The following is an 18,886-nucleotide window of genomic DNA, read 5'->3' on the forward strand; positions in this document are numbered from 1 at the left end:
TCAACCTCTGTCTATCAGCGTGCCTTCCTTGCCGCCCACCACCAGGTTCAGCAGGGCGCCCGGCTTGTTCATGTTGAAGACGCGTACCGGCATGTCATGGTCCCGCACCAGGCAGATAGCGGTCAAATCCATGATGCCGAGCTTCTGATCGAGCGCATCATCGTAGCTCAGGTGATCGTACTTGACCGCATCGGCGTGCTTCACCGGATCCTTGTCATAGACGCCATCCACCTTGGTGGCCTTGACCACCACATCGGCGTCGATCTCTATGCCACGCAGGCAAGCGGCGGAATCGGTGGTAAAGAAGGGATTGCCGGTACCGGCCGAGAACAATACCACGTCTCCGGACGTCAGGTAGCGGATGGCGGTACGGCGGTCGTAGTGCTCGACCACGCCGCTCATGGGGATCGCCGACATCACGCGGGAGCGAATGTTGGAGCGCTCCAGCGCATCGCGCATGGCCAGCGCATTCATGACCGTGGCCAGCATGCCCATATGGTCGCCGGTGACCCGATCCATGCCGGCCGCGTTGAGCGCGGCCCCACGGAACAAGTTGCCGCCGCCGATGACGATGCCGACCTGCACGCCGATACCCACCAGCTGGCCGATCTCCAGCGCCATGCGGTCGAGCACCTGTGGGTCGATGCCGAAGTCGTGCTCGCCCATCAGGGCTTCGCCGGAGAGCTTCAGCAGGATGCGCTTGTACTTCGACTTGTCGGTACGAGACTTGTCGGACCGGGACTTGGCGTCCGGCTCGTGGGGGGCGTCACTGCGATCGGCTGGGGCCATGGCGTCTCTCCTGAGGGGTCAACGGATGAAGCAACTCTACAGCAGCGGCCGACGCAGCGGCCGGATACGAGAAGGCGTGCGCTCGCGCGCACGCCATGTCTCGAGCTGGAACCTCTGACCTTAGCGGCGGCCAGCCTGTTCCATGACTTCCTTGGCGAAGTCGACCTCTTCCTTCTCGATGCCCTCGCCCACTTCAAAGCGGGTGAAGCCGAGCACTTCGCCGCCGGCGGCCTTGACGAAGTCGGCGACGGTCTGGTTCGGATCCTTGACGAAGGGCTGCTCGGTCAGGCTGTTCTCGGCCAGATACTTCTTCAGGCGGCCCTCGACCATCTTCTCGGCGATCTGCTCGGGCTTGCCGGCCATGTCTGGCTGGGCCAGGATGATCGCCTTCTCCTTGTCGAGCTGCTCCTGCGGCATGTTCTCGGGACGCGCCACGGCCGGATTGATGGCGGCCACATGCATGGCGACGTCCTTGGCCACGTCGGCGTTGCCGCCCTTGAGCACGGTGAGCACGCCAATGCGGCCGCCGTGGACGTATTCGCCCACCAGCCCGCCTTCCGGCGCCTCGACGACGGCGCAGCGACGCACACCGATGTTCTCGCCGATCTTCTGCACCAGTTGCTCGCGAGCGCTCTCGAGGGCACCCTCCATCACGGCGGCGACGTCTTCGCTCTTGGCGACGAAGAAGGCGTCGGCGACCTGATCGGCGAAAGCCTTGAAGTTGTCGTCGCGGGCGACGAAATCGGTCTCGGAGTTGATCTCGACCACTACACCGTAGCTGCCGTCCTCGGCGACGCGGGTCGCCACGGCGCCTTCGGCGGCGGTACGGCCGGCCTTCTTGGCGGCCTTGAGGCCGGAACTCTTGCGCAGGTTCTCGATGGCGACTTCGATGTCACCGCCGGCTTCGGTGAGTGCCTTCTTGCACTCCATCATGCCGAGCCCGGTACGCTCGCGCAGTTCCTTGACCTGGGAGGCGCTGATCGCTGCCATGGTATTCACCTCTTGATAGTGGGAACCCGGTTCGGTTCGACCTGGGAATAAGGGCGCCGGACCCTGGGGCCCGGTGAAATTCTGCCCCGCCGGGGCGGGGTAAAGAGGGCGATCGCACCCGGCGATCGCCCTCCCGGGTCGGCACTGCCGGCCCGGGCGATTCGCCGTTATTACTCGGCAGCGGCTGTCGCGTCGCCGCTTTCACCCTCGGTGACCTCGACGAACTCATCGGGGCGACCTTCCTTCGCACGCGCACAGGCGTCGGCGATCGCCCGAACGTAGATCTGGATGGCGCGAATGGAGTCATCGTTGCCGGGAATCACATAGTCGACGCCATCCGGATCGGAGTTGGTGTCCACCACGCCGATGACCGGAATGCCGAGCTTGTTCGCCTCGTTGATGGCGATACGCTCGTGGTCGACGTCGATCACGAACAGCGCGTCGGGCAGGCCACCCATCTCCTTGATACCGCCGATGGAGCGCTCGAGCTTGTCCTGCTCGCGGGTCGCCATCAGGACCTCTTTCTTGGTCAGCTTATCGAAGGTGCCGTCCTCGCGCATGGTCTCGAGGTCGCGCAGGCGCTTGATCGACTGACGGATGGTCTTGTAGTTGGTCAGCATGCCGCCGAGCCAGCGGTGGTTGACGAACGGCTGACCAACCCGGTTGGCCTCTTCCTTGATGATCTTGCTCGCACTGCGCTTGGTGCCGACGAACAGGATCTTGTTGTTGGAAGCGGCCATCTTCTCGACCACATCGATCACTTCGTTGAGCGCGGGAAGCGTGTGCTCGAGGTTAATGATGTGGATCTTGTTACGGGCGCCGAAGATGAATTTGCCCATCTTCGGGTTCCAGTAGCGGGTCTGGTGACCGAAGTGTGCGCCTGCCTTGAGCAGGTCGCGCATGTTGACATGTGCCATGGATGACTCCTGAAAATCGGGTTAGGCCTCCACGCACCCCATGGATCCGACCGCCGGGATCAACCGCGGCAGCACCCGGGACCATGTGCCGGTACGTGTGTGTTTTCAAGGCTGTAGAGTTACGGCTCGAACCGTCGATGCGCCCAGGCGCTTCGCCGCTCTCGTCGCCGGCGCCATCGCTGCGCCTCGTTTGGGTCGGGCGAGGCCCGGCCGGGGGAGGCGATTGCAGGAAAGCGCGCGGCTTTATACCATAGTTCATCAGCGAGATGAAGTCGCCCGCCGTCGACAACGCCGGATATGCCGGCGCTGCAACCCCTCTGAAACGAGCATTCATGAACATACCCATCAAGACGCCCGATGAAATCGAGAAGATGCGCGAGGCCGGCCGACAGGCCGCCAGCGTGCTGGAGATGATCGCGCCCCACGTGCAGGCCGGCGTGACCACCGGCGAACTGGACCGTCTGTGCCACGACTACATCGTCGCCGAGCTGGGCTCCACGCCGGCGCCGCTCAACTACCACGGCTTCCCCAAGTCGATCTGCACCTCGATCAACCACGTGGTCTGCCACGGCATCCCCGACCCCGCGAAGAAGCTCAAGAAGGGCGACATCATGAACATCGATGTCACCGTCAAGACCGCAGAGGGTTACCACGGCGATTCCAGCGCCATGTACATTGTCGGCGAAAACATCCAGGGCGAGCGGCTGTGCCGCGTCACCCAGGAGTGCCTGTATCGGAGCATCGCCCTGGTACGCCCCGGCGCACGCCTGTCCGATCTGGCCCGCGCCATCCAGAACCACGCCGAGGCCAACGGCTACTCGGTGGTGCGCGATTTCTGCGGCCACGGTATCGGCGCCGGCTTCCATGAGGATCCGCAGGTGCTGCACTATGACGGCTACGCGCCCGAGGCCGACGCGACCCTCGCCGCCGGCATGTGCCTGACCATCGAGCCGATGATCAACGTCGGCGGACACCAGACCAAGGTACTGCGCGACGGCTGGACCGCCGTGACGCGGGACAAGAGCCTGTCCGCGCAGTGGGAGCATACGCTGCTGGTCACCGAGACCGGCGTCGAGGTGCTGACGGCGCGCCACGAGGAAGACTTCTCCTTCCTCGACCACTGAGTCGAGTCGCCATGCTCCTGCATCACTATCGCTTCACGCCCGACGCCTCGCTGTTCGATGCCGAGACCTTCCGCCGCGAGCTCGCCGGCACCCGCTCGCCCATCGCCCCGTTCAAAGCGGCACTGCGCGATATCCAGACCCGGCTCGACGAACGCTTCCGCGCCGGTGCCGACATCCGCGACCTGGTGCACGGGCGGGCTTGGTGCCTCGACCAGCTGCTCGGCGTGGCCTGGTCGCTGTACGCCTGGCCCGACGACGGCGTGGCACTGCTCGCCGTGGGCGGCTATGGCCGCGGCGAGCTGCACCCCCATTCCGACGTGGACTTGATGCTGCTGCTGGAGCACGACGACGACACGCCCTACCGCGAGGGGCTGACCGCCTTCATCACGCTGCTGTGGGACATCGGCCTTGAGATCGGCCACAGCGTGCGCTCGCTTGCCGACTGCGAGCGCGAGGCCGAGGCCGATATCACAATCATCACCAACCTGATGGAATCGCGCACCCTGGCAGGCCCCGAACGCCTGCGCGACGCCATGAAGGCACGCATCGCGCCCGAGCGGATGTGGCCCGCCGATCGCTTCTTCGAAGCCAAGTGGCAGGAGCAGATCACTCGCCATCACCGCTTCAACAACTCCGAGTACCACCTCGAGCCCAACATCAAGAGTTCGCCGGGTGGGCTGCGCGACATCCAGATGATCGGCTGGGTGGCCAAGCGCCACTTCGGCAGCCAGCGCTACGAGGATCTTGTCGCAGGCGGTTTCATGAACGACGCCGAGCTGCGCATCCTGAGTCAGGGCCAGGCCTTCCTGTGGCAGGTGCGCTACGCCCTGCACATGCTCGCCGGTCGCGCCGAGGATCGCCTGCTGTTCGACCATCAGCGCACCATTGCCGAGCGATTCGGCTTTCGCGACACTCCGGAACGGCTCGCCGTCGAGCAATTCATGAAGCGCTACTATCGCCATGTCACGGCGCTGGCGGGCCTCAACGACATGCTGCTGCAGCATTTCGACGAAGTGATCCTGCGCGGCGGCGAGCGGCTGGAAACGCAACCGCTCAACGAGCGCTTCGTGATCGAAGGTGGCTATATCAAGGCGCGCCACCGCGCGGTCTTTCGCGAACACCCCTCGGCCCTGCTCGAGCTGTTCCTGCTGATGGCCGAGCATCCCGAGATCGAAGGCGTGCGTGCCGACACCATCCGCCTGATCCGCGACCATCGTCACCAGATCGACGACTTCTACCGCGACGATACCCATCATCAGCACCTGTTCATGGCGCTGCTGCGCTCCAGCGGCAACGTGGCGCGTCAGCTCAGGCGCATGAACCGTTACGGCGTGCTGGGCAAGTATCTACCGGAGTTCGGCCGTGCGGTGGGCCTGATGCAGCACGATCTGTTCCACATCTACACCGTGGACGCGCACACCCTGCGCCTGCTCAAGTTCATCCAGCAGTTTCGTAAGCCCGAAGCGCGAGACGAGTACCCGGTGGCGGCGACGCTGGTGCAACAGCTGCCCAAGCTGGAACTGCTGTGGATCGCCGGTCTCTTCCACGACATCGGCAAAGGCCGCGGCGGCGATCACTCGATCCTCGGCGCCCGGGACGTGGAGCGATTCGCCGAACGTCACGGGCTGTCGCAGCGCGATACGCGACTGGTCGGCTGGCTGGTGGAGAATCACCTGGTGATGTCGATGGTGGCCCAGAAGCGGGACATCACCGACCCCGACGTGATTCGGGAATTCGCCGTCCAGGTCGGCGACGAGATCCGCCTGGATTATCTCTATGTCCTCACCGTGGCCGACATCAACGCCACCAACCCGACGCTGTGGAACGGCTGGCGTGCCTCGCTGCTGCGCCAGCTTCATGCCGAGACCAAGCGCGCCCTGCGCCGCGGCCTGGACAACCCGCTCGATCGCGAGGAGTGGGTGCGCGAGACCCGCAGCGAGGCACGCTCGCTGCTGGCCACGGTGGGCGCCGATATCGGCCGGGTCGACCGCTTGTGGGAATCGCTCGGCGAAGAGTACTTCCTGCAGTACGCACCCAGCGAGATCGCCTGGCAGACCATGGGCATCCTGGCCCACGGCGAATCGCCCCTGCCATTGATCCTGATCAGCGCCCCCACCGACGATATGAGCGACGGTGGCACCAAGGTGTTCATTCATACCCGATCGGTGGACGACCTGTTCGCCGCCACCGCTGCCGCCATGGAGCAGCTGGGCCTCTCCATCCACGACGCGCGCATCGCCACTTCGAGCAACGACTGGACGCTGAACACCTTCATCGTGCTCGACGACCAGGGACGCGCCATCCGCGACGCCCGACGCATCGAGGAGATCCGCGAGCACCTGGTGGAGGAGCTCGACGACCCGGACGACTACCCGCAGATCGTCACCCGTCACACCCCACGCCAGCTGCGCCACTTCCGCGTGCCCACCGAGGTATTGATCGAGCAGGATCCGGCCAACGAGCGCACCCTGCTGGAGCTGACCGCCCCCGACCGCCCCGGCCTGCTGGCCCGGGTCGGGCGCATCTTCATGGAGCAGGACATCGCCTTGTCGGCGGCCAAGATCGCCACCCTCGGCGAACGCGTCGAGGACGTCTTCTTCATCACCGACAAGACCGGCCAGCCGCTGACCGACCCCGAGCGTCAGCAGCGCCTGCGCGAGCGACTGATCGACGTGCTCGACGTGGCGGGGTGAGCCCGGCGCTCGCCGGTTTGAGGCGAGCCGGGGCCTTCCCTATAATCGTCCGTCTGCCCGCAACGACGACAACGACGCCGCTCACGGCGCCTGGACACCGATGAACCCCGATCTCGACGCCTTGAAGCCCTACCCCTTCGAGAAGCTCGCCGCCCTCAAGAGCGGCGTGACGCCGCCTGCTGGATTGGCCCACATCCCGCTGACCATCGGCGAGCCGCAGCACGCACCCTTTGCCGCCGCGCTGGAAACGTTGCAGGCCCACCAGCAGGAGTTCGCCCGCTATCCGGCTACTGCCGGGATGCATGAGCTGCGCATGGCGATCGCCGGCTGGGCCACGCGGCGCTTCGGGCTCGAAGGGCTCGATTCCGAACGTCAGGTGCTGCCGGTCAACGGCACGCGCGAGGCGATCTTCGCTTTCGTCCAGGCCGCACTGGACCGCACCCGCCCGGCGCGGGTCGCGATGCCCAATCCCTTCTACCAGATCTACGAGGGCGCCACCCTGCTAGCGGGCGGCCAGCCGCTCTACCTCGACTGTCGCGCCGAGAACGGGTTTCGCCCTGATGTCGACGCCGTTCCGGCCGATGTCTGGCGCGAGGTGCAGATCGCCTTCCTCTGCTCTCCGGGCAACCCCACCGGTGCGGTGACGCCGCGGGCCGAATTCGAGAAGCTAATCGCGCTTGCCGACGAGTTCGACTTCATCATCGCCTCCGACGAGTGTTATTCCGAGCTCTACCTCGACGAGAGCGCCCCGCCGCCGGGCCTGCTCGAGGCCTGTGCCGCCCTTGGCCGCCATGACTATCGCCGCTGCCTGGTGTTCCACTCGCTCTCCAAGCGCTCCAATCTGCCGGGGCTGCGCTCAGGGTTCGTGGCGGGTGACGCCGCGCTGATCGCCCCGTTCAAGCGCTACCGAACCTACCATGGCTGCGCCATGTCGCTGCCGCTGCAGCACGCCTCGATCACCGCCTGGAGCGATGAGTGCCACGTCCGCGCCAACCGCGACGCCTACCGCGACAAGTTCGCCGCAGTGACCGATATCCTCGCCCCAGTACTTGAATTTCCCATGCCCGAGGCCAGTTTCTACCTATGGCCGTCGGTGCCGGGGGCAGACGACGAAGCCTTCGCCCGGGCGTTGTTTGCCGGGGAGCACGTCAGCGTACTGCCCGGCACCTACATGGGGCGCGAGAGTCACGACGGCATCAATCCCGGTCGCGGGCGGGTACGCCTGGCACTGGTGGCCGAACTCGAAGCAACGGTAGAAGCTGCCCATCGGATTCGCCGTTTCATTGAAAGGAGCTCATGATGGCAACTCTCTTCGTGATCAAGAATTGCGATACCTGCCGCAAGGCACGCAAGGCGCTGGACGAGAAGGGCCTTCCTTATCAAGTCCATGATCTGCGCGAGGACGGTCTCTCCGCGGCGTTGCTCGAACACATCCTCGAACGCGTCCCGGTGTTGGAAGCCATCAACCGGCGCAGCACCACCTGGCGCAACCTCCCCGAGGAGGACAAGCAGGACATCGACGCCAACAAGGCTCGTGCGCTGATCATGGCGAATCCCACCCTGCTCAAGCGACCGCTGCTCGATACCGGCGACGAGATACGCATTGGCTATCGCGACGGCGACTATGACGACCTCAAGGGCTGATGCCCTCCCCGACAAGACGTGAGGACACCAAATGCTGAGTTTTGCCTTCGGAATCGGCACCCAGAACACCCAGGGCGATTGGCTGGAGATCTACTATCCGGCACCGCTGCTCAAGCCCGATGCCAACCTGGTGGAGGCCGTCGGCAAGGTGCTCGACGTCCCCGCCGGCAACAGCGCCGTCAGTTTCCTGCCCGAGCACTGCGCCGAGCTCGGCGCCGCGCTCAAGGAAGCCGGCCATACCGCCCAGGCTGAACTGGTCGAGGCGCTGGCGGCCAGCCAGCGGCCGCTGATCGCCATGTTCCTGGAAACGGACCTGCCGCCGCAGAGCGCCCCGGAGGTCTACCTCAAGCTGCATCTGCTGTCGCAGCGCCTGGTCAAGCCGCACGGCGTCGATCTTACCGGCATGTTCGGCCTGCTGCGCAATGTCGCCTGGACCAGCGAAGGACCGATCGACATCGAGGAGCTGCCGGCCCGCCGTCTCAAGGCGCGCCTGGAGGGCCGCCCCCTGTCGGTGGATTGCGTCGACAAGTTTCCCAAGATGACCGACTACGTGGTGCCCAGCGGGGTGCGCATTGCCGATACCGCGCGGGTACGCCTGGGCGCCTACCTCGGCGAAGGCACCACCGTCATGCATGAGGGCTTCGTCAACTTCAACGCCGGCACCGAGGGCCCCGGCATGATCGAGGGCCGGATCTCGGCCGGCGTGCTGGTGGGCAAGGGCTCCGACCTGGGCGGCGGCTGCTCTACCATGGGCACCCTATCCGGCGGCGGCAACATCGTCATCAAGGTGGGCGAGGGCTGCCTGCTCGGCGCCAACGCCGGTATCGGCATTCCGCTGGGCGATCGCTGCACCGTCGAAGCCGGGCTCTACATCACTGCCGGCGCCAAGGTCACCCTGCTCGACGACCAAGGCCAGGAGGTCAAGACCGTGGCGGCTCGAGAACTGGCCGGCCAGAGCGATCTGCTGTTACGCCGCAACTCGCAGAACGGGCGCATCGAGTGTCTGACCAACAAGAGCGCCATCGCATTGAACGAAGCGCTGCACGCCCACAACTGAGGCGCGAAGGCGGCGTCACCCGGCGCCGCCCGCCCCTCCCGGAATTCTGAATGTCCTCGACGACGACCTCCGACCTCTCCCCCACCCTGGCCCTGGCCACGGAGCTGATCCGCCGTCCTTCGGTGACGCCCGACGACTGCGGCTGTCAGGCGCTGATGATCGAACGCCTGGAGCGACTCGGTTTCCATATCGAGCGCCTGCCCTTCGGCGACGTGGAGAACTTCTGGGCCACGCATGGCCATCACGGCCCCGTGCTGGCCTTCGCGGGTCATACCGACGTGGTGCCGAGCGGCCCCCACGTTCACTGGCAGACACCGCCGTTCGAGCCCGTCATCGACGCAGACGGCATGCTGCGAGGCCGTGGCGCGGCCGATATGAAAGGCAGCCTGGCAGCGATGATCACCGCCGTGGAGCGCTTCGTCAGCACTCACCCCGACCATCACGGCCGTATCGCCTTTCTCATCACTTCCGACGAGGAGGGCCCCGCGGTGGATGGCACGCGAGCGGTGATCGAGCATCTGCGCGAGCGCAACGAACGCCTCGACTACTGCATCGTCGGCGAACCCTCATCCACCGATGTGCTCGGCGACGTGATCAAGAATGGCCGGCGCGGCTCGCTGGGCGGCGTACTGCACGTCAAGGGTATCCAGGGTCACGTCGCCTACCCGCACCTGGCGCGCAACCCGATTCACCAGGCGCTGCCGGCACTCGATGCCCTGGTGCAGGAACACTGGGACAGCGGCAACGCCTTCTTTCCGGCCACCAGCTTCCAAATCTCCAATCTTCGCGCTGGCACCGGCGCCACCAATGTGATTCCCGGCGACGTGGAAGTGGTGTTCAACTTCCGCTTTTCCACCGAAGTGACCCACGAGCAGCTTCGGGCACGCACCGAGGCGATACTCGATGGCCACAACCTCGAGTACCAACTCGACTGGACGCTCAACGGCGAGCCCTTCCTGACCGCCGAAGGCGAACTGGTGGAAGCCGCCCTTCACGGAGTGGAAACGGTGCTCGGCCGTCAACCCCGCCTTTCGACCAGCGGCGGCACGTCCGATGGCCGTTTCATTGCCACGCTGGGTAGCCAGGTAGTAGAACTGGGACCACGCAACGCCACCATCCACCAGGCCAACGAGTGCGTGCACGCCGCCGATCTCGACGATCTGAGCCGGATCTATGAAACGATCCTGGCCCGGCTATTCGTCAACGGCAGTGCCCGGCCCTGAGCGCCCGAGGAAGAATGCCATGCCAGACCAGCACCACAGCGATACGCGCTATCCGGACATCGAGGTCTACCTCCGCCAGGCACCGCTGGAAGCACTGAATGCCTGGCTGGGCGAGACGCTGGATGCCGCGCCGCTGCGCACCGCGGGACGCAACAAGTGGCAAACTCGCGGCCATCGTGATGGACACAGCGTGCCGGTGTTGCTGGTCGAGAAGGCCGCCGATGGCTTCGCCAGCCTGTGGTTCGACAGCGGCCATACCCCTTGGCCGCGCGATGCCGACTGCGCCCGCGAAGCCGCCGGTCGGCTCGGCTGCGAGGTGCGCTGCTCGCTGGGCGGCTGGCAGCCCGGCGACGACCCCGATCGCTTCTGGCGCGTGCTGCCCGACGGCAGCGAAGGCGTCATCGAATGGCCCGACTCCGGCCAGTGACAGAAACGACATCGCCCCGCCGAAGCGGGGCGATGTCGTTGAAGCCGTAACAGCCCGCGAAAGCTGGCAAGCGCGGCCGCTTTTTATCACCACCTAAGTAATTACCGTGACATCGTCGGCCTGCAACCCCCTCTCGTTCTCGATTACGTGATAGCGCACCTTCTGCCCCTCGGCCAGGGTACGATGCCCACGACCGCGGATGGCGCGGAAATGCACGAACACGTCCTCGCCGCTCTCGCGCTTGATGAAACCGTAGCCCTTGTTGACGTTGAACCACTTGACCTCGCCAATCTCGCGGTCGTCGCTCTCCACCGCGGCCAACACCGCCAGTTGCGGGCTCAACGCATGCGTCGCCAACGTGGCGATGAGCAGCAACACGAAGACGGCGGCGGCCACGGCGAGATAGGCCACCGCGACACCGCCGACTTCGAGCAGAGTGAGAAGCTGACGAGGCAGGCCGACATCGGCCAGGCCGAGGGAAAGGGCGATCAACAGCGGCGCCGGGGCGGCCAGCAGCAGACTGATCAACGTACAGCGAAAGATAACCTTGCGATTCATGGATCCGTATTGCTCACTTGTTGTGTGGAATGACGAAACAGGAAGTCCGATGACGACGCGGCCCGAAGCCTCACCGCCCGAAGAAGGTGTCACGATGAACAGCGACACGCAGCGCGACGATTCTAGCATGAGCCTTTCTCAGGCGCTCGCAGCCCGTCTGGAGACGCTGGAGAGTCGTATCGCCCATCAGGAGCACTGGTTGGATACGCTGGACGAAGCCGTGGCCAGCCAGGAAAGACGCCTGGCCCAGCTTGAGCGGATCAATGCCTTGATGCAGGAGAAACTGCGCGACCAGCAGCAGGCGCTGCAGGAAGCGGAGATGAGCACGCCGCGGCCCGAAGACGAGTTACCGCCGCATTACTAGCAACGAGCTACGAGCTACGAGCTACGAGCTACGAGCACAGCCTAGCCCGAAGCCCGAAGCCCGAAGCCCGAAGCCCGAAGCTTAAAGCTCGTCGAGGTACCGTTCGGCGTCCAGAGCCGCCATGCAGCCAGTGCCCGCGGAAGTCACCGCCTGACGATAGACGTGATCCATGACGTCGCCGGCGGCGAACACACCCGGCACGCTGGTGGCGGTGGCGTTGCCCTCAAGGCCCGACTTCACCTTGATATAGCCGTCGTTCATCTCCAGCTGGCCCTCGAAGATGCCGGTGTTGGGGCTGTGGCCGATGGCGATGAACACGCCGGGGACCTCGATCTCCTTCACGCTGTCGTCGACGGTGGAGCGGATACGCACGCCGGTCACCCCGGTGGCATCGCCCAGCACTTCCTCCACTACGTGATTCCATTCGAGTACCACATTGCCGCTCTCGGCCTTTTCACGTAGCCGATCCTGCAGGATCTTCTCCGCGCGCAGGGTGTCGCGACGGTGCACCAAGGTCACCTTGGAGGCGATGTTCGACAGGTACAGCGCTTCCTCCACGGCGGTATTGCCCCCGCCCACCACCACGACCTCCTTGTTGCGATAGAAAAAACCGTCGCATGTGGCGCAGGCCGAGACGCCCTGACCCATGAACTGCTGCTCGGAGGGCAGCCCCAGGTAGCGGGCGCTGGCACCGGTGGCGATGATCAGCGCATCGCAGGTGTAGGTGCCAGTGTCGCCCTTGAGGGTGAAGGGCCGTTGGCGCAGTTCCACCTCGTGGATATGGTCGAACAGCACCTCGGTATCGAAACGCTCGGCATGCCGCTTCATGCGTTCCATGAGCTCCGGCCCCTGGACGCCGGCGTCGTCGCCGGGCCAGTTGTCAACGTCGGTGGTGGTGGTCAGCTGCCCACCGGCCTGGATGCCGGTGATCAGCACCGGCTTGAGATTGGCCCGCGCCGCGTAGACGGCGGCGGTATAGCCGGCCGGGCCGGAGCCGAGAATGATCAGGCGTTCGTGACGCGCTTCGCTCATGCGGAGAACCTCGCAACTGGCTAACGGGATGAGACGTAGATGGCTCGTCCGGCGACACGCTCGACGCAGTCGGCCGGGGTAGCGAATGCCGTCATTGTACCAGCACCGACGCCGAGAGGGGTGGTGTCGAGTGGCGCTCGTCAGAGCACTTCGTCATCGCGCCCCAGGACCAGTCCCTCGAGTTCGCCGCTGGCCAGCGAGACCGCCACCCGTAGCTGGATCGGCGAACAGCAATAGGGGCAGTCCTCCCATGTCTCGTGGCTGCCCTGGGAGACGTCGATCAACAGATCGAAGGGCATATCGCAGTAGGGGCAGTGCACCGGATGACTGTCGAGGTGCTCCTCATGCATCACACAAACTCCTTGCCACGGCGCCCTCCGACTGGAGAGCGACGCGGCACATACGCTCACGGACAGCATAGAAACGTTGGGCAGCGCTTGAAAGGGGGACCTATCATGACCATGTGTTAAAGACGAGAGTACGAAAAGGACCGTTCTCAACCGTGACAGGAGGCCCTCATGAGCCGTGACGAGATGCCGGACACACTGCAGACGCTGGACGCCGGCGGCACTACCTATCACTACTACAGCCTGCCGAAGGCGGCCGATGCGCTGGGTAGCATCGACCGGCTGCCGAAGACACTGAAAATCCTGCTGGAGAACCAGCTGCGCTTCGCCAATGACCCAAGCGTGGCGCGTGAGGACATGCAAGCGCTGGTCGACTGGCAGCAGGGCGGGCGCTCCAGTCGCGAAATTGGCTATCGTCCGGCTCGGGTGCTGATGCAGGACTTCACTGGCGTTCCAGGCGTGGTAGACCTGGCCTCGATGCGTGCCGCCGTCGAGAAGCTCGGCGAAGATCCCGCGCGTATCAATCCCCTCTCGCCGGTGGATCTTGTCATCGATCACTCGGTGATGGTCGACAAATTCGGCAACCCCACCGCCTTCAAGGACAACGTCGCCATCGAGATGGAGCGCAACCGCGAACGCTACGAGTTCCTGCGCTGGGGCCAGGAGGCCTTCGACAACTTCAGAGTGGTTCCGCCGGGTACCGGCATCTGCCATCAGGTCAACCTCGAGTACCTGGGCAGGACAGTGTGGACCAAGGAGGAGGAGGACAAGATATTCGCCTATCCCGACACCCTGGTGGGTACCGACTCCCATACCACCATGATCAACGGGCTCGGCGTGCTCGGCTGGGGGGTAGGCGGTATCGAGGCCGAGGCTGCCATGCTCGGCCAGCCGGTGTCGATGCTGATTCCCGAGGTGGTGGGTTTCAAGCTGACCGGCAAACTCCGGGAGGGCATCACCGCCACCGACCTGGTACTGACAGTCACCCAGATGCTGCGTAGCCACGGCGTGGTCGGCAAGTTCGTCGAGTTCTACGGCGACGGTCTGTCCGACCTGCCGCTGGCCGACCGCGCCACCATCGCCAATATGGCACCCGAGTACGGCGCCACCTGCGGCTTCTTCCCGGTGGATGACGAAACCCTGCGCTACCTGCACCTTACCGGCCGCGATGACAGCCAGGTGGCGCTGGTCGAGGCCTACAGCAAGGCCCAAGGCCTGTGGCGGAATCCGGGCGAGGAGCCGGTCTTCAGCGACACCCTGCACCTGGACATGACCGAGGTCGAAGCCAGCCTGGCAGGGCCCAAGCGTCCCCAGGACAGGGTGGCGCTGGCTGACATGAAGACCACGTTCGAGAAGCTCATCGAGGGCGACCCGGCCAAAGAGCCCAAGAGGGAAGAGAAGCGCCGCATGGACGCCGAGGGCGGCCAGACCGCCGTCAATGCCGCCGAAAGCCACGATCACAGCGTGTTCCACCACCCCGACAGCCAGGAGGTCACCTACGCGGGCGAAACGTTCACGCTCAACCCTGGCGCGGTGGTAATCGCCGCGATCACCTCCTGCACCAATACCTCCAACCCCAGCGTGATGATGGCCGCTGGCCTGCTGGCGCGAAATGCGCTAGCCAAGGGACTCAAGACCAAACCTTGGGTCAAGACCTCGCTGGCTCCGGGCTCCAAGGTGGTCACCGACTACCTCGAGGCGGGCGGTGTGAACGACGACCTCGACGCGCTGGGCTTCAACCTGGTGGGCTATGGCTGCACCACCTGCATCGGCAATTCCGGCCCGCTGCCGCCGCCCATCGAGAAGGCCGTCGAGGATGGCGATCTCACCGTGGCCTCGGTCCTCTCGGGCAACCGCAACTTCGAGGGACGCATCCATCCACTGGTCAAGACCAATTGGCTCGCCTCGCCGCCGCTGGTGGTGGCTTACGCCCTGGCCGGTAACGTGCGCCTCGACCTGACACAGGAGCCGCTCGGTGAGGACCAGGACGGCAATCCCGTCTACCTGAAGGACATCTGGCCCTCCCAGGCGGAAATCGCCGACGCCGTGGAGAAGGTCAACACCGACATGTTCCGCAAGGAGTATGCCGAGGTATTCGAAGGCGACGCAGTATGGAAGGCCATCGACGTACCCCAGAGCAAGGTCTACCAATGGTCGGCGGATTCGACCTATATTCAGCACCCGCCCTTCTTCGAGGGCATGGGCCGCGATCCCGAGCCCATCGAGGATATCGAGAACGCCCATATCCTCGCCCTGCTGGGCGAATCGGTGACCACCGACCACATCTCGCCGGCCGGCGCCATCAAGCCCAACAGCCCCGCCGGACGCTACCTGCAGGAGCATGGTATCAAGCCGGTGGACTTCAACTCCTACGGCTCGCGCCGCGGCAACCACGAGGTGATGATGCGTGGTACCTTCGCCAACGTGCGTATCCGCAACGAGATGCTAGACGGCGTGGTCGGCGGCGAAACCCGCCACGTGCCCAGCGGCGAGCAGATGGCCATTTACGATGCGGCCATGAAGTACATGGAAAAGGGTACGCCACTGGTCGTGGTGGCCGGCAAGGAGTACGGTACCGGCTCCTCCCGGGACTGGGCGGCCAAGGGAACCCGACTACTCGGGGTGCGCGCGGTACTCGCCGAATCCTACGAGCGAATCCACCGCTCTAACCTGATCGGCATGGGTGTGGTGCCGTTGCAGTTCCCTGCGGGCGAGGACCGCAAGAGCCTCGGCCTGACCGGCGATGAGACGATCTCCATCGAGGGTCTGGCAGACCTCACCCCGGGCGGCAAGGTGACGGTCACCGTCAAGAGCGACAAGGGCGAGAAACGCATCGAGGCCCTGTGCCGCATCGACACCGCCAACGAACTGGAGTACTACCGCCACGGCGGCATTCTGCACTATGTGATGCGTCGGATGATCGGCGCCGCATAAGCTCTCTCCACCCACACAATCAAGCGAAAGGCCCCGTCGCACAACCGACGGGGCCTTTTCGGTTCACTGCGCTACATCTCATTCGCTCGCCAGAGCGGCGACCACTTCCTCGACCTGCAGACGCAGGCTCTCAAGCCCGCCACCGGAAAGGTACCAGAGTTCGGGAGTGAGCATGGCCAGGCGGATATCGGCCCCTCCCGCCTCCTCGAGACTTTGACGCAGCGTCTCGAGCTTCACCGGCTCATCGCCGATGGCGGCGCTGCGGTCGATGACGAACACCACCTCGGGCGACATCTGGGCGATCGCCTCAGGAGATAGCGGCGTGAAGGTGCGTTCACCGCGAGTCTCGCTGGTGACGCCTTCCGGCAGGCTCGGCTGTGCCAGGCCAAGCACTTCATGCACCACCGGATGGGCGTTGAGCGCCAGGTTGCCCCCGTTGTGTGTGACCACCAGTACCTCGGCGGTTGCGCTCAGGCTAGTGCGGGCGGCTTCCAGCGCATCGTGCAACTCTCGCAAAGCGGCCTCGGCTCGCTCACCGGCATTCAGCCGCTCCGCGAGACGCCGCACGTTGGCTTCTACACCGGCCAGATACGTGTCGCCGCTCAAGCCGGCATCGTGGATATCCGCCATGCGCTCGAACGCCTCGCGCCAATCGTTCTGCCGCCCGGTCATGACGATCAGTGAAGGTTCGACGGCGGCCAGGGCATCGAGATCGGGCGAGCGGAGCCCGCCGATATCGACGTAGGCATTCGCCTCGAAGTGCTTCAGGTAGTCAGGCAGGCTCTGCTTGGGTACGGCCACCACGTGGGTTTCGAGCGCCAGCGAGTCGAGAGTGTCGAGACTCCCCAGGTCGTATACGGCGATGCGCTCATCGGCAGCCAGGGCCGAGCCGCCAACCAGAGACAGCAGCGTGGCGGCGAGCAGCTTGTGTGGCATATCGGGCTTCCTTGAAATGAGAATTGATAACAAGTGCTATCATTTCACAAGCCGATGCCACTGTCCCGCTCACGCGCCCGAACGGCGCGTTGCGCGTTGCGCATCGCAGGCCCGCCCCGCGTCCCGCTGGTCTGGAGCGGGGCGAGCATCCGTGCGCTCAGAACGAACGGCGACGATAGGCGCGATACTCCGGCGTCCAGCTGCTGCGCTCGATGGCCCGCCGCAACTTGATGCCATCGGTACGCAGCGCCACGCCCTCCTGCTGGGCCTGGGCGGCGACGTCGAAGGCGATCGCCTTGGAGAGCTCGCGGATCTGCGCGAGCGGCGGCAGCAACGAGCCTTCGCCTTCCCTCACCAGCGGCGCCTCACGGGCCAGCGCGCGGGAGGCGGACATCAGCATGGCGTCGGTGACGCGCCGGGCACCGCTGGCCACCACGCCGAGGCCGATGCCGGGGAAGATATAGGCGTTGTTGCACTGGGCGATGGGGTAGGTCTTGCCGTCGTAGACCACCGGCTGGAAGGGGCTGCCGGTAGCCACCAGCGCCTGGCCGTCGGTCCAGTTGAGCACGTCCCAGGGCGTCGCCTCGGCGCGCGACGTGGGGTTGGAGAGCGGCATGATCACCGGGCGCTCACAGCCGGCGTGCATGGCCCGAACCACCTCCTCGCTGAACAAGCCCTTCTGGCCGGAGACGCCGATCAGCACCGTGGGCTTCACGTGGCGCGCCACCTCGAGCAGGGACTGATCCTCCCAACCTTCGACGAGCGCCGGGTCATGGGCCAGGCGACGCTGGAAGTCGCGCAGCCAGGCCTGATCCGTCGTCACCAGGCCCTCGCGGTCGACCATGAACACCCGGCGGCGGGCCTCCTTCTCGGAGAGGCCCTCGGCCTGCATCGCCACCACCACCTGCTCGGCGATGCCGCAGCCGGCGGAGCCGGCGCCGACGAACACCACGCGCTGATCGGCGATGGTCTCGTCGCGCGCCTGGCAGGCCGCCATCAGCGTGCCCACGCATACCGCCGCGGTGCCCTGCACGTCGTCGTTGAAGCAGCACAGTTCGTTGCGATAGCGCTCGAGCAGCGGCACGGCGTTCGCCTGGGCGAAGTCCTCGAACTGCAGCAGCACATTGGGCCAGCGGCGCTTCACCGCGGCGATGAACTCGTCGAGGAAGGCGTCGTACTCCTCCTGCGAAATACGCGGATGGCGCCAGCCCATGTACATGGGATCGTCGAGCAGAGTCTGGTTGTTGGTGCCCACATCGAGCGTGATCGGCAGCGTATAGGCGGGGCTGATGCCGCCGCAGGCGGTATAGAGCGCCAGCTTGCCGATAGGAATCCCCATGCCGCCGATGCCCTGGTCGCCGAGGCCGAGGATGCGCTCGCCGTCGGTCACCACGATCACCTTGACATTGTCCTTGGTGGCGCTGCGCAGGATGTCGTCCATGCGCTCGCGGTCCGGATAACTGACGAACAGGCCGCGGTGGCTGCGGTAGATGTTGGAGAACTCCTCGCAGGCCTGCCCCACGGTAGGGGTGTAGATGATGGGCAGCATCTCCTCGAGATGCTCCATGACCAGGTGGTAGTAGAGGGTCTCGTTGTCGTCCTGTATCGCACGCAGATGGATATGGCGGTCCAGGTCGCTATGGCACTGGCGGTACTGCCGGTAGGCCCGCTCCGCCTGCTCCTCGATGGATTCCACGTTCTGCGGCAGCAGCCCGATCAGGTTGAACTCGAACCGCTCCTCGCGGCTGAAGGCGCTGCCCTTGTTCAGCAGCGGCATCTCGAGCAGCGAGGGGCCGGCATAGGGAATGTAGAGTGGACGCTTGGTTTCGGTGGACATCTCTGATCTCGATA

17 protein-coding genes are annotated in these 18,886 nt (G+C 65.1%); 9 read left to right on the plus strand and 8 right to left on the minus strand.

Features of this window, described 5'->3' with window-relative positions; translation table 11 throughout:
- The 3 genes from pyrH to rpsB all read right to left on the minus strand — a co-directional run bounded on the left by pyrH (window position 1) and on the right by rpsB (window position 2,696).
- The gene (gene pyrH / locus CYJ07_RS16340; RefSeq protein ID WP_104204784.1) at window positions 1-789 is read right to left on the minus strand and encodes a UMP kinase; all 789 of its coding nucleotides are present in this window, start codon (window positions 787-789) and stop codon (window positions 1-3) included.
- Between the two features lie 120 nt (window positions 790-909).
- Window positions 910-1,779 (minus strand): translation elongation factor Ts, encoded by an 870-nt coding sequence (tsf, locus tag CYJ07_RS16345; protein ID WP_104204785.1) that lies wholly within the window; start codon window positions 1,777-1,779, stop codon window positions 910-912.
- Between the two features lie 170 nt (window positions 1,780-1,949).
- On the minus strand, window positions 1,950-2,696 hold the full coding sequence (rpsB, locus tag CYJ07_RS16350) for a 30S ribosomal protein S2 (protein WP_104204786.1): 747 nt from the start codon (window positions 2,694-2,696) through the stop codon (window positions 1,950-1,952).
- Between the two features lie 332 nt (window positions 2,697-3,028).
- Here rpsB and map point away from each other — a divergent pair, with 332 nt between their 5' ends.
- The 7 genes from map to CYJ07_RS16385 all read left to right on the plus strand — a co-directional run bounded on the left by map (window position 3,029) and on the right by CYJ07_RS16385 (window position 10,864).
- Entirely contained in the window at window positions 3,029-3,820 is a 792-nt protein-coding gene (map, locus tag CYJ07_RS16355; protein WP_104204787.1) for a type I methionyl aminopeptidase, read from the plus strand.
- Window positions 3,821-3,831: 11 nt separating this feature from the next.
- Window positions 3,832-6,513 carry a [protein-PII] uridylyltransferase gene (locus CYJ07_RS16360; RefSeq protein ID WP_104204788.1) on the plus strand — a complete coding sequence of 894 codons (2,682 nt, stop codon included), beginning with the start codon at window positions 3,832-3,834 and terminating at the stop codon, window positions 6,511-6,513.
- Between the two features lie 100 nt (window positions 6,514-6,613).
- Window positions 6,614-7,813, plus strand: coding sequence for a succinyldiaminopimelate transaminase (gene dapC / locus CYJ07_RS16365; protein WP_104204789.1), 1,200 nt, complete (start codon window positions 6,614-6,616; stop codon window positions 7,811-7,813).
- Complete coding sequence (locus tag CYJ07_RS16370; protein ID WP_104204790.1) at window positions 7,813-8,157, plus strand: Spx/MgsR family RNA polymerase-binding regulatory protein; 345 nt, start codon at window positions 7,813-7,815, stop codon at window positions 8,155-8,157. Before dapC ends, CYJ07_RS16370 begins: the two co-directional genes overlap by 1 nt.
- Window positions 8,158-8,188: 31 nt before the next feature.
- A complete protein-coding gene (dapD, locus tag CYJ07_RS16375) occupies window positions 8,189-9,214 on the plus strand; it encodes a 2,3,4,5-tetrahydropyridine-2,6-dicarboxylate N-succinyltransferase (RefSeq protein WP_104204791.1) in 1,026 nt (341 codons plus the stop codon).
- A gap of 50 nt (window positions 9,215-9,264) precedes the next feature.
- Complete coding sequence (gene dapE / locus CYJ07_RS16380; protein WP_104204792.1) at window positions 9,265-10,437, plus strand: succinyl-diaminopimelate desuccinylase; 1,173 nt, start codon at window positions 9,265-9,267, stop codon at window positions 10,435-10,437.
- Window positions 10,438-10,456: 19 nt separating this feature from the next.
- Window positions 10,457-10,864, plus strand: a complete 408-nt coding sequence (locus tag CYJ07_RS16385; RefSeq protein WP_104204793.1) for a hypothetical protein — start codon at window positions 10,457-10,459, stop codon at window positions 10,862-10,864.
- A 93-nt stretch (window positions 10,865-10,957) separates the two neighbouring features.
- On the opposite strand, the gene CYJ07_RS20790 is transcribed toward CYJ07_RS16385, so the two are convergent.
- On the minus strand, window positions 10,958-11,422 hold the full coding sequence (locus tag CYJ07_RS20790; RefSeq protein WP_104204794.1) for a cold-shock protein: 465 nt from the start codon (window positions 11,420-11,422) through the stop codon (window positions 10,958-10,960).
- A gap of 49 nt (window positions 11,423-11,471) precedes the next feature.
- Here CYJ07_RS20790 and CYJ07_RS16395 point away from each other — a divergent pair, with 49 nt between their 5' ends.
- Complete coding sequence (locus tag CYJ07_RS16395; protein ID WP_104204795.1) at window positions 11,472-11,786, plus strand: SlyX family protein; 315 nt, start codon at window positions 11,472-11,474, stop codon at window positions 11,784-11,786.
- A gap of 81 nt (window positions 11,787-11,867) precedes the next feature.
- Here the strand turns inward: CYJ07_RS16395 and trxB are convergent, their stop codons facing one another.
- Window positions 11,868-12,818 carry a thioredoxin-disulfide reductase gene (trxB, locus tag CYJ07_RS16400; RefSeq protein ID WP_104204796.1) on the minus strand — a complete coding sequence of 317 codons (951 nt, stop codon included), beginning with the start codon at window positions 12,816-12,818 and terminating at the stop codon, window positions 11,868-11,870.
- Between the two features lie 140 nt (window positions 12,819-12,958).
- A complete protein-coding gene (locus CYJ07_RS16405) occupies window positions 12,959-13,168 on the minus strand; it encodes a zinc ribbon domain-containing protein (protein WP_104204797.1) in 210 nt (69 codons plus the stop codon).
- Between the two features lie 168 nt (window positions 13,169-13,336).
- Between CYJ07_RS16405 and acnA the strand changes: the two genes are divergently transcribed.
- On the plus strand, window positions 13,337-16,099 hold the full coding sequence (gene acnA / locus CYJ07_RS16410; RefSeq protein WP_104204798.1) for an aconitate hydratase AcnA: 2,763 nt from the start codon (window positions 13,337-13,339) through the stop codon (window positions 16,097-16,099).
- A 78-nt stretch (window positions 16,100-16,177) separates the two neighbouring features.
- Here acnA and CYJ07_RS16415 read toward each other — a convergent pair whose 3' ends face one another.
- Window positions 16,178-17,035 carry an ABC transporter substrate-binding protein gene (locus CYJ07_RS16415; RefSeq protein WP_104204799.1) on the minus strand — a complete coding sequence of 286 codons (858 nt, stop codon included), beginning with the start codon at window positions 17,033-17,035 and terminating at the stop codon, window positions 16,178-16,180.
- A gap of 157 nt (window positions 17,036-17,192) precedes the next feature.
- Entirely contained in the window at window positions 17,193-18,872 is a 1,680-nt protein-coding gene (locus CYJ07_RS16420; RefSeq protein WP_104204800.1) for an NAD-dependent malic enzyme, read from the minus strand.
- Window positions 18,873-18,886 lie beyond the last annotated feature (14 nt).

Source organism: Billgrantia saliphila (assembly GCF_002930105.1).
GTDB classification, from domain to species: Bacteria; Pseudomonadota; Gammaproteobacteria; order Pseudomonadales; family Halomonadaceae; genus Halomonas; species Halomonas saliphila.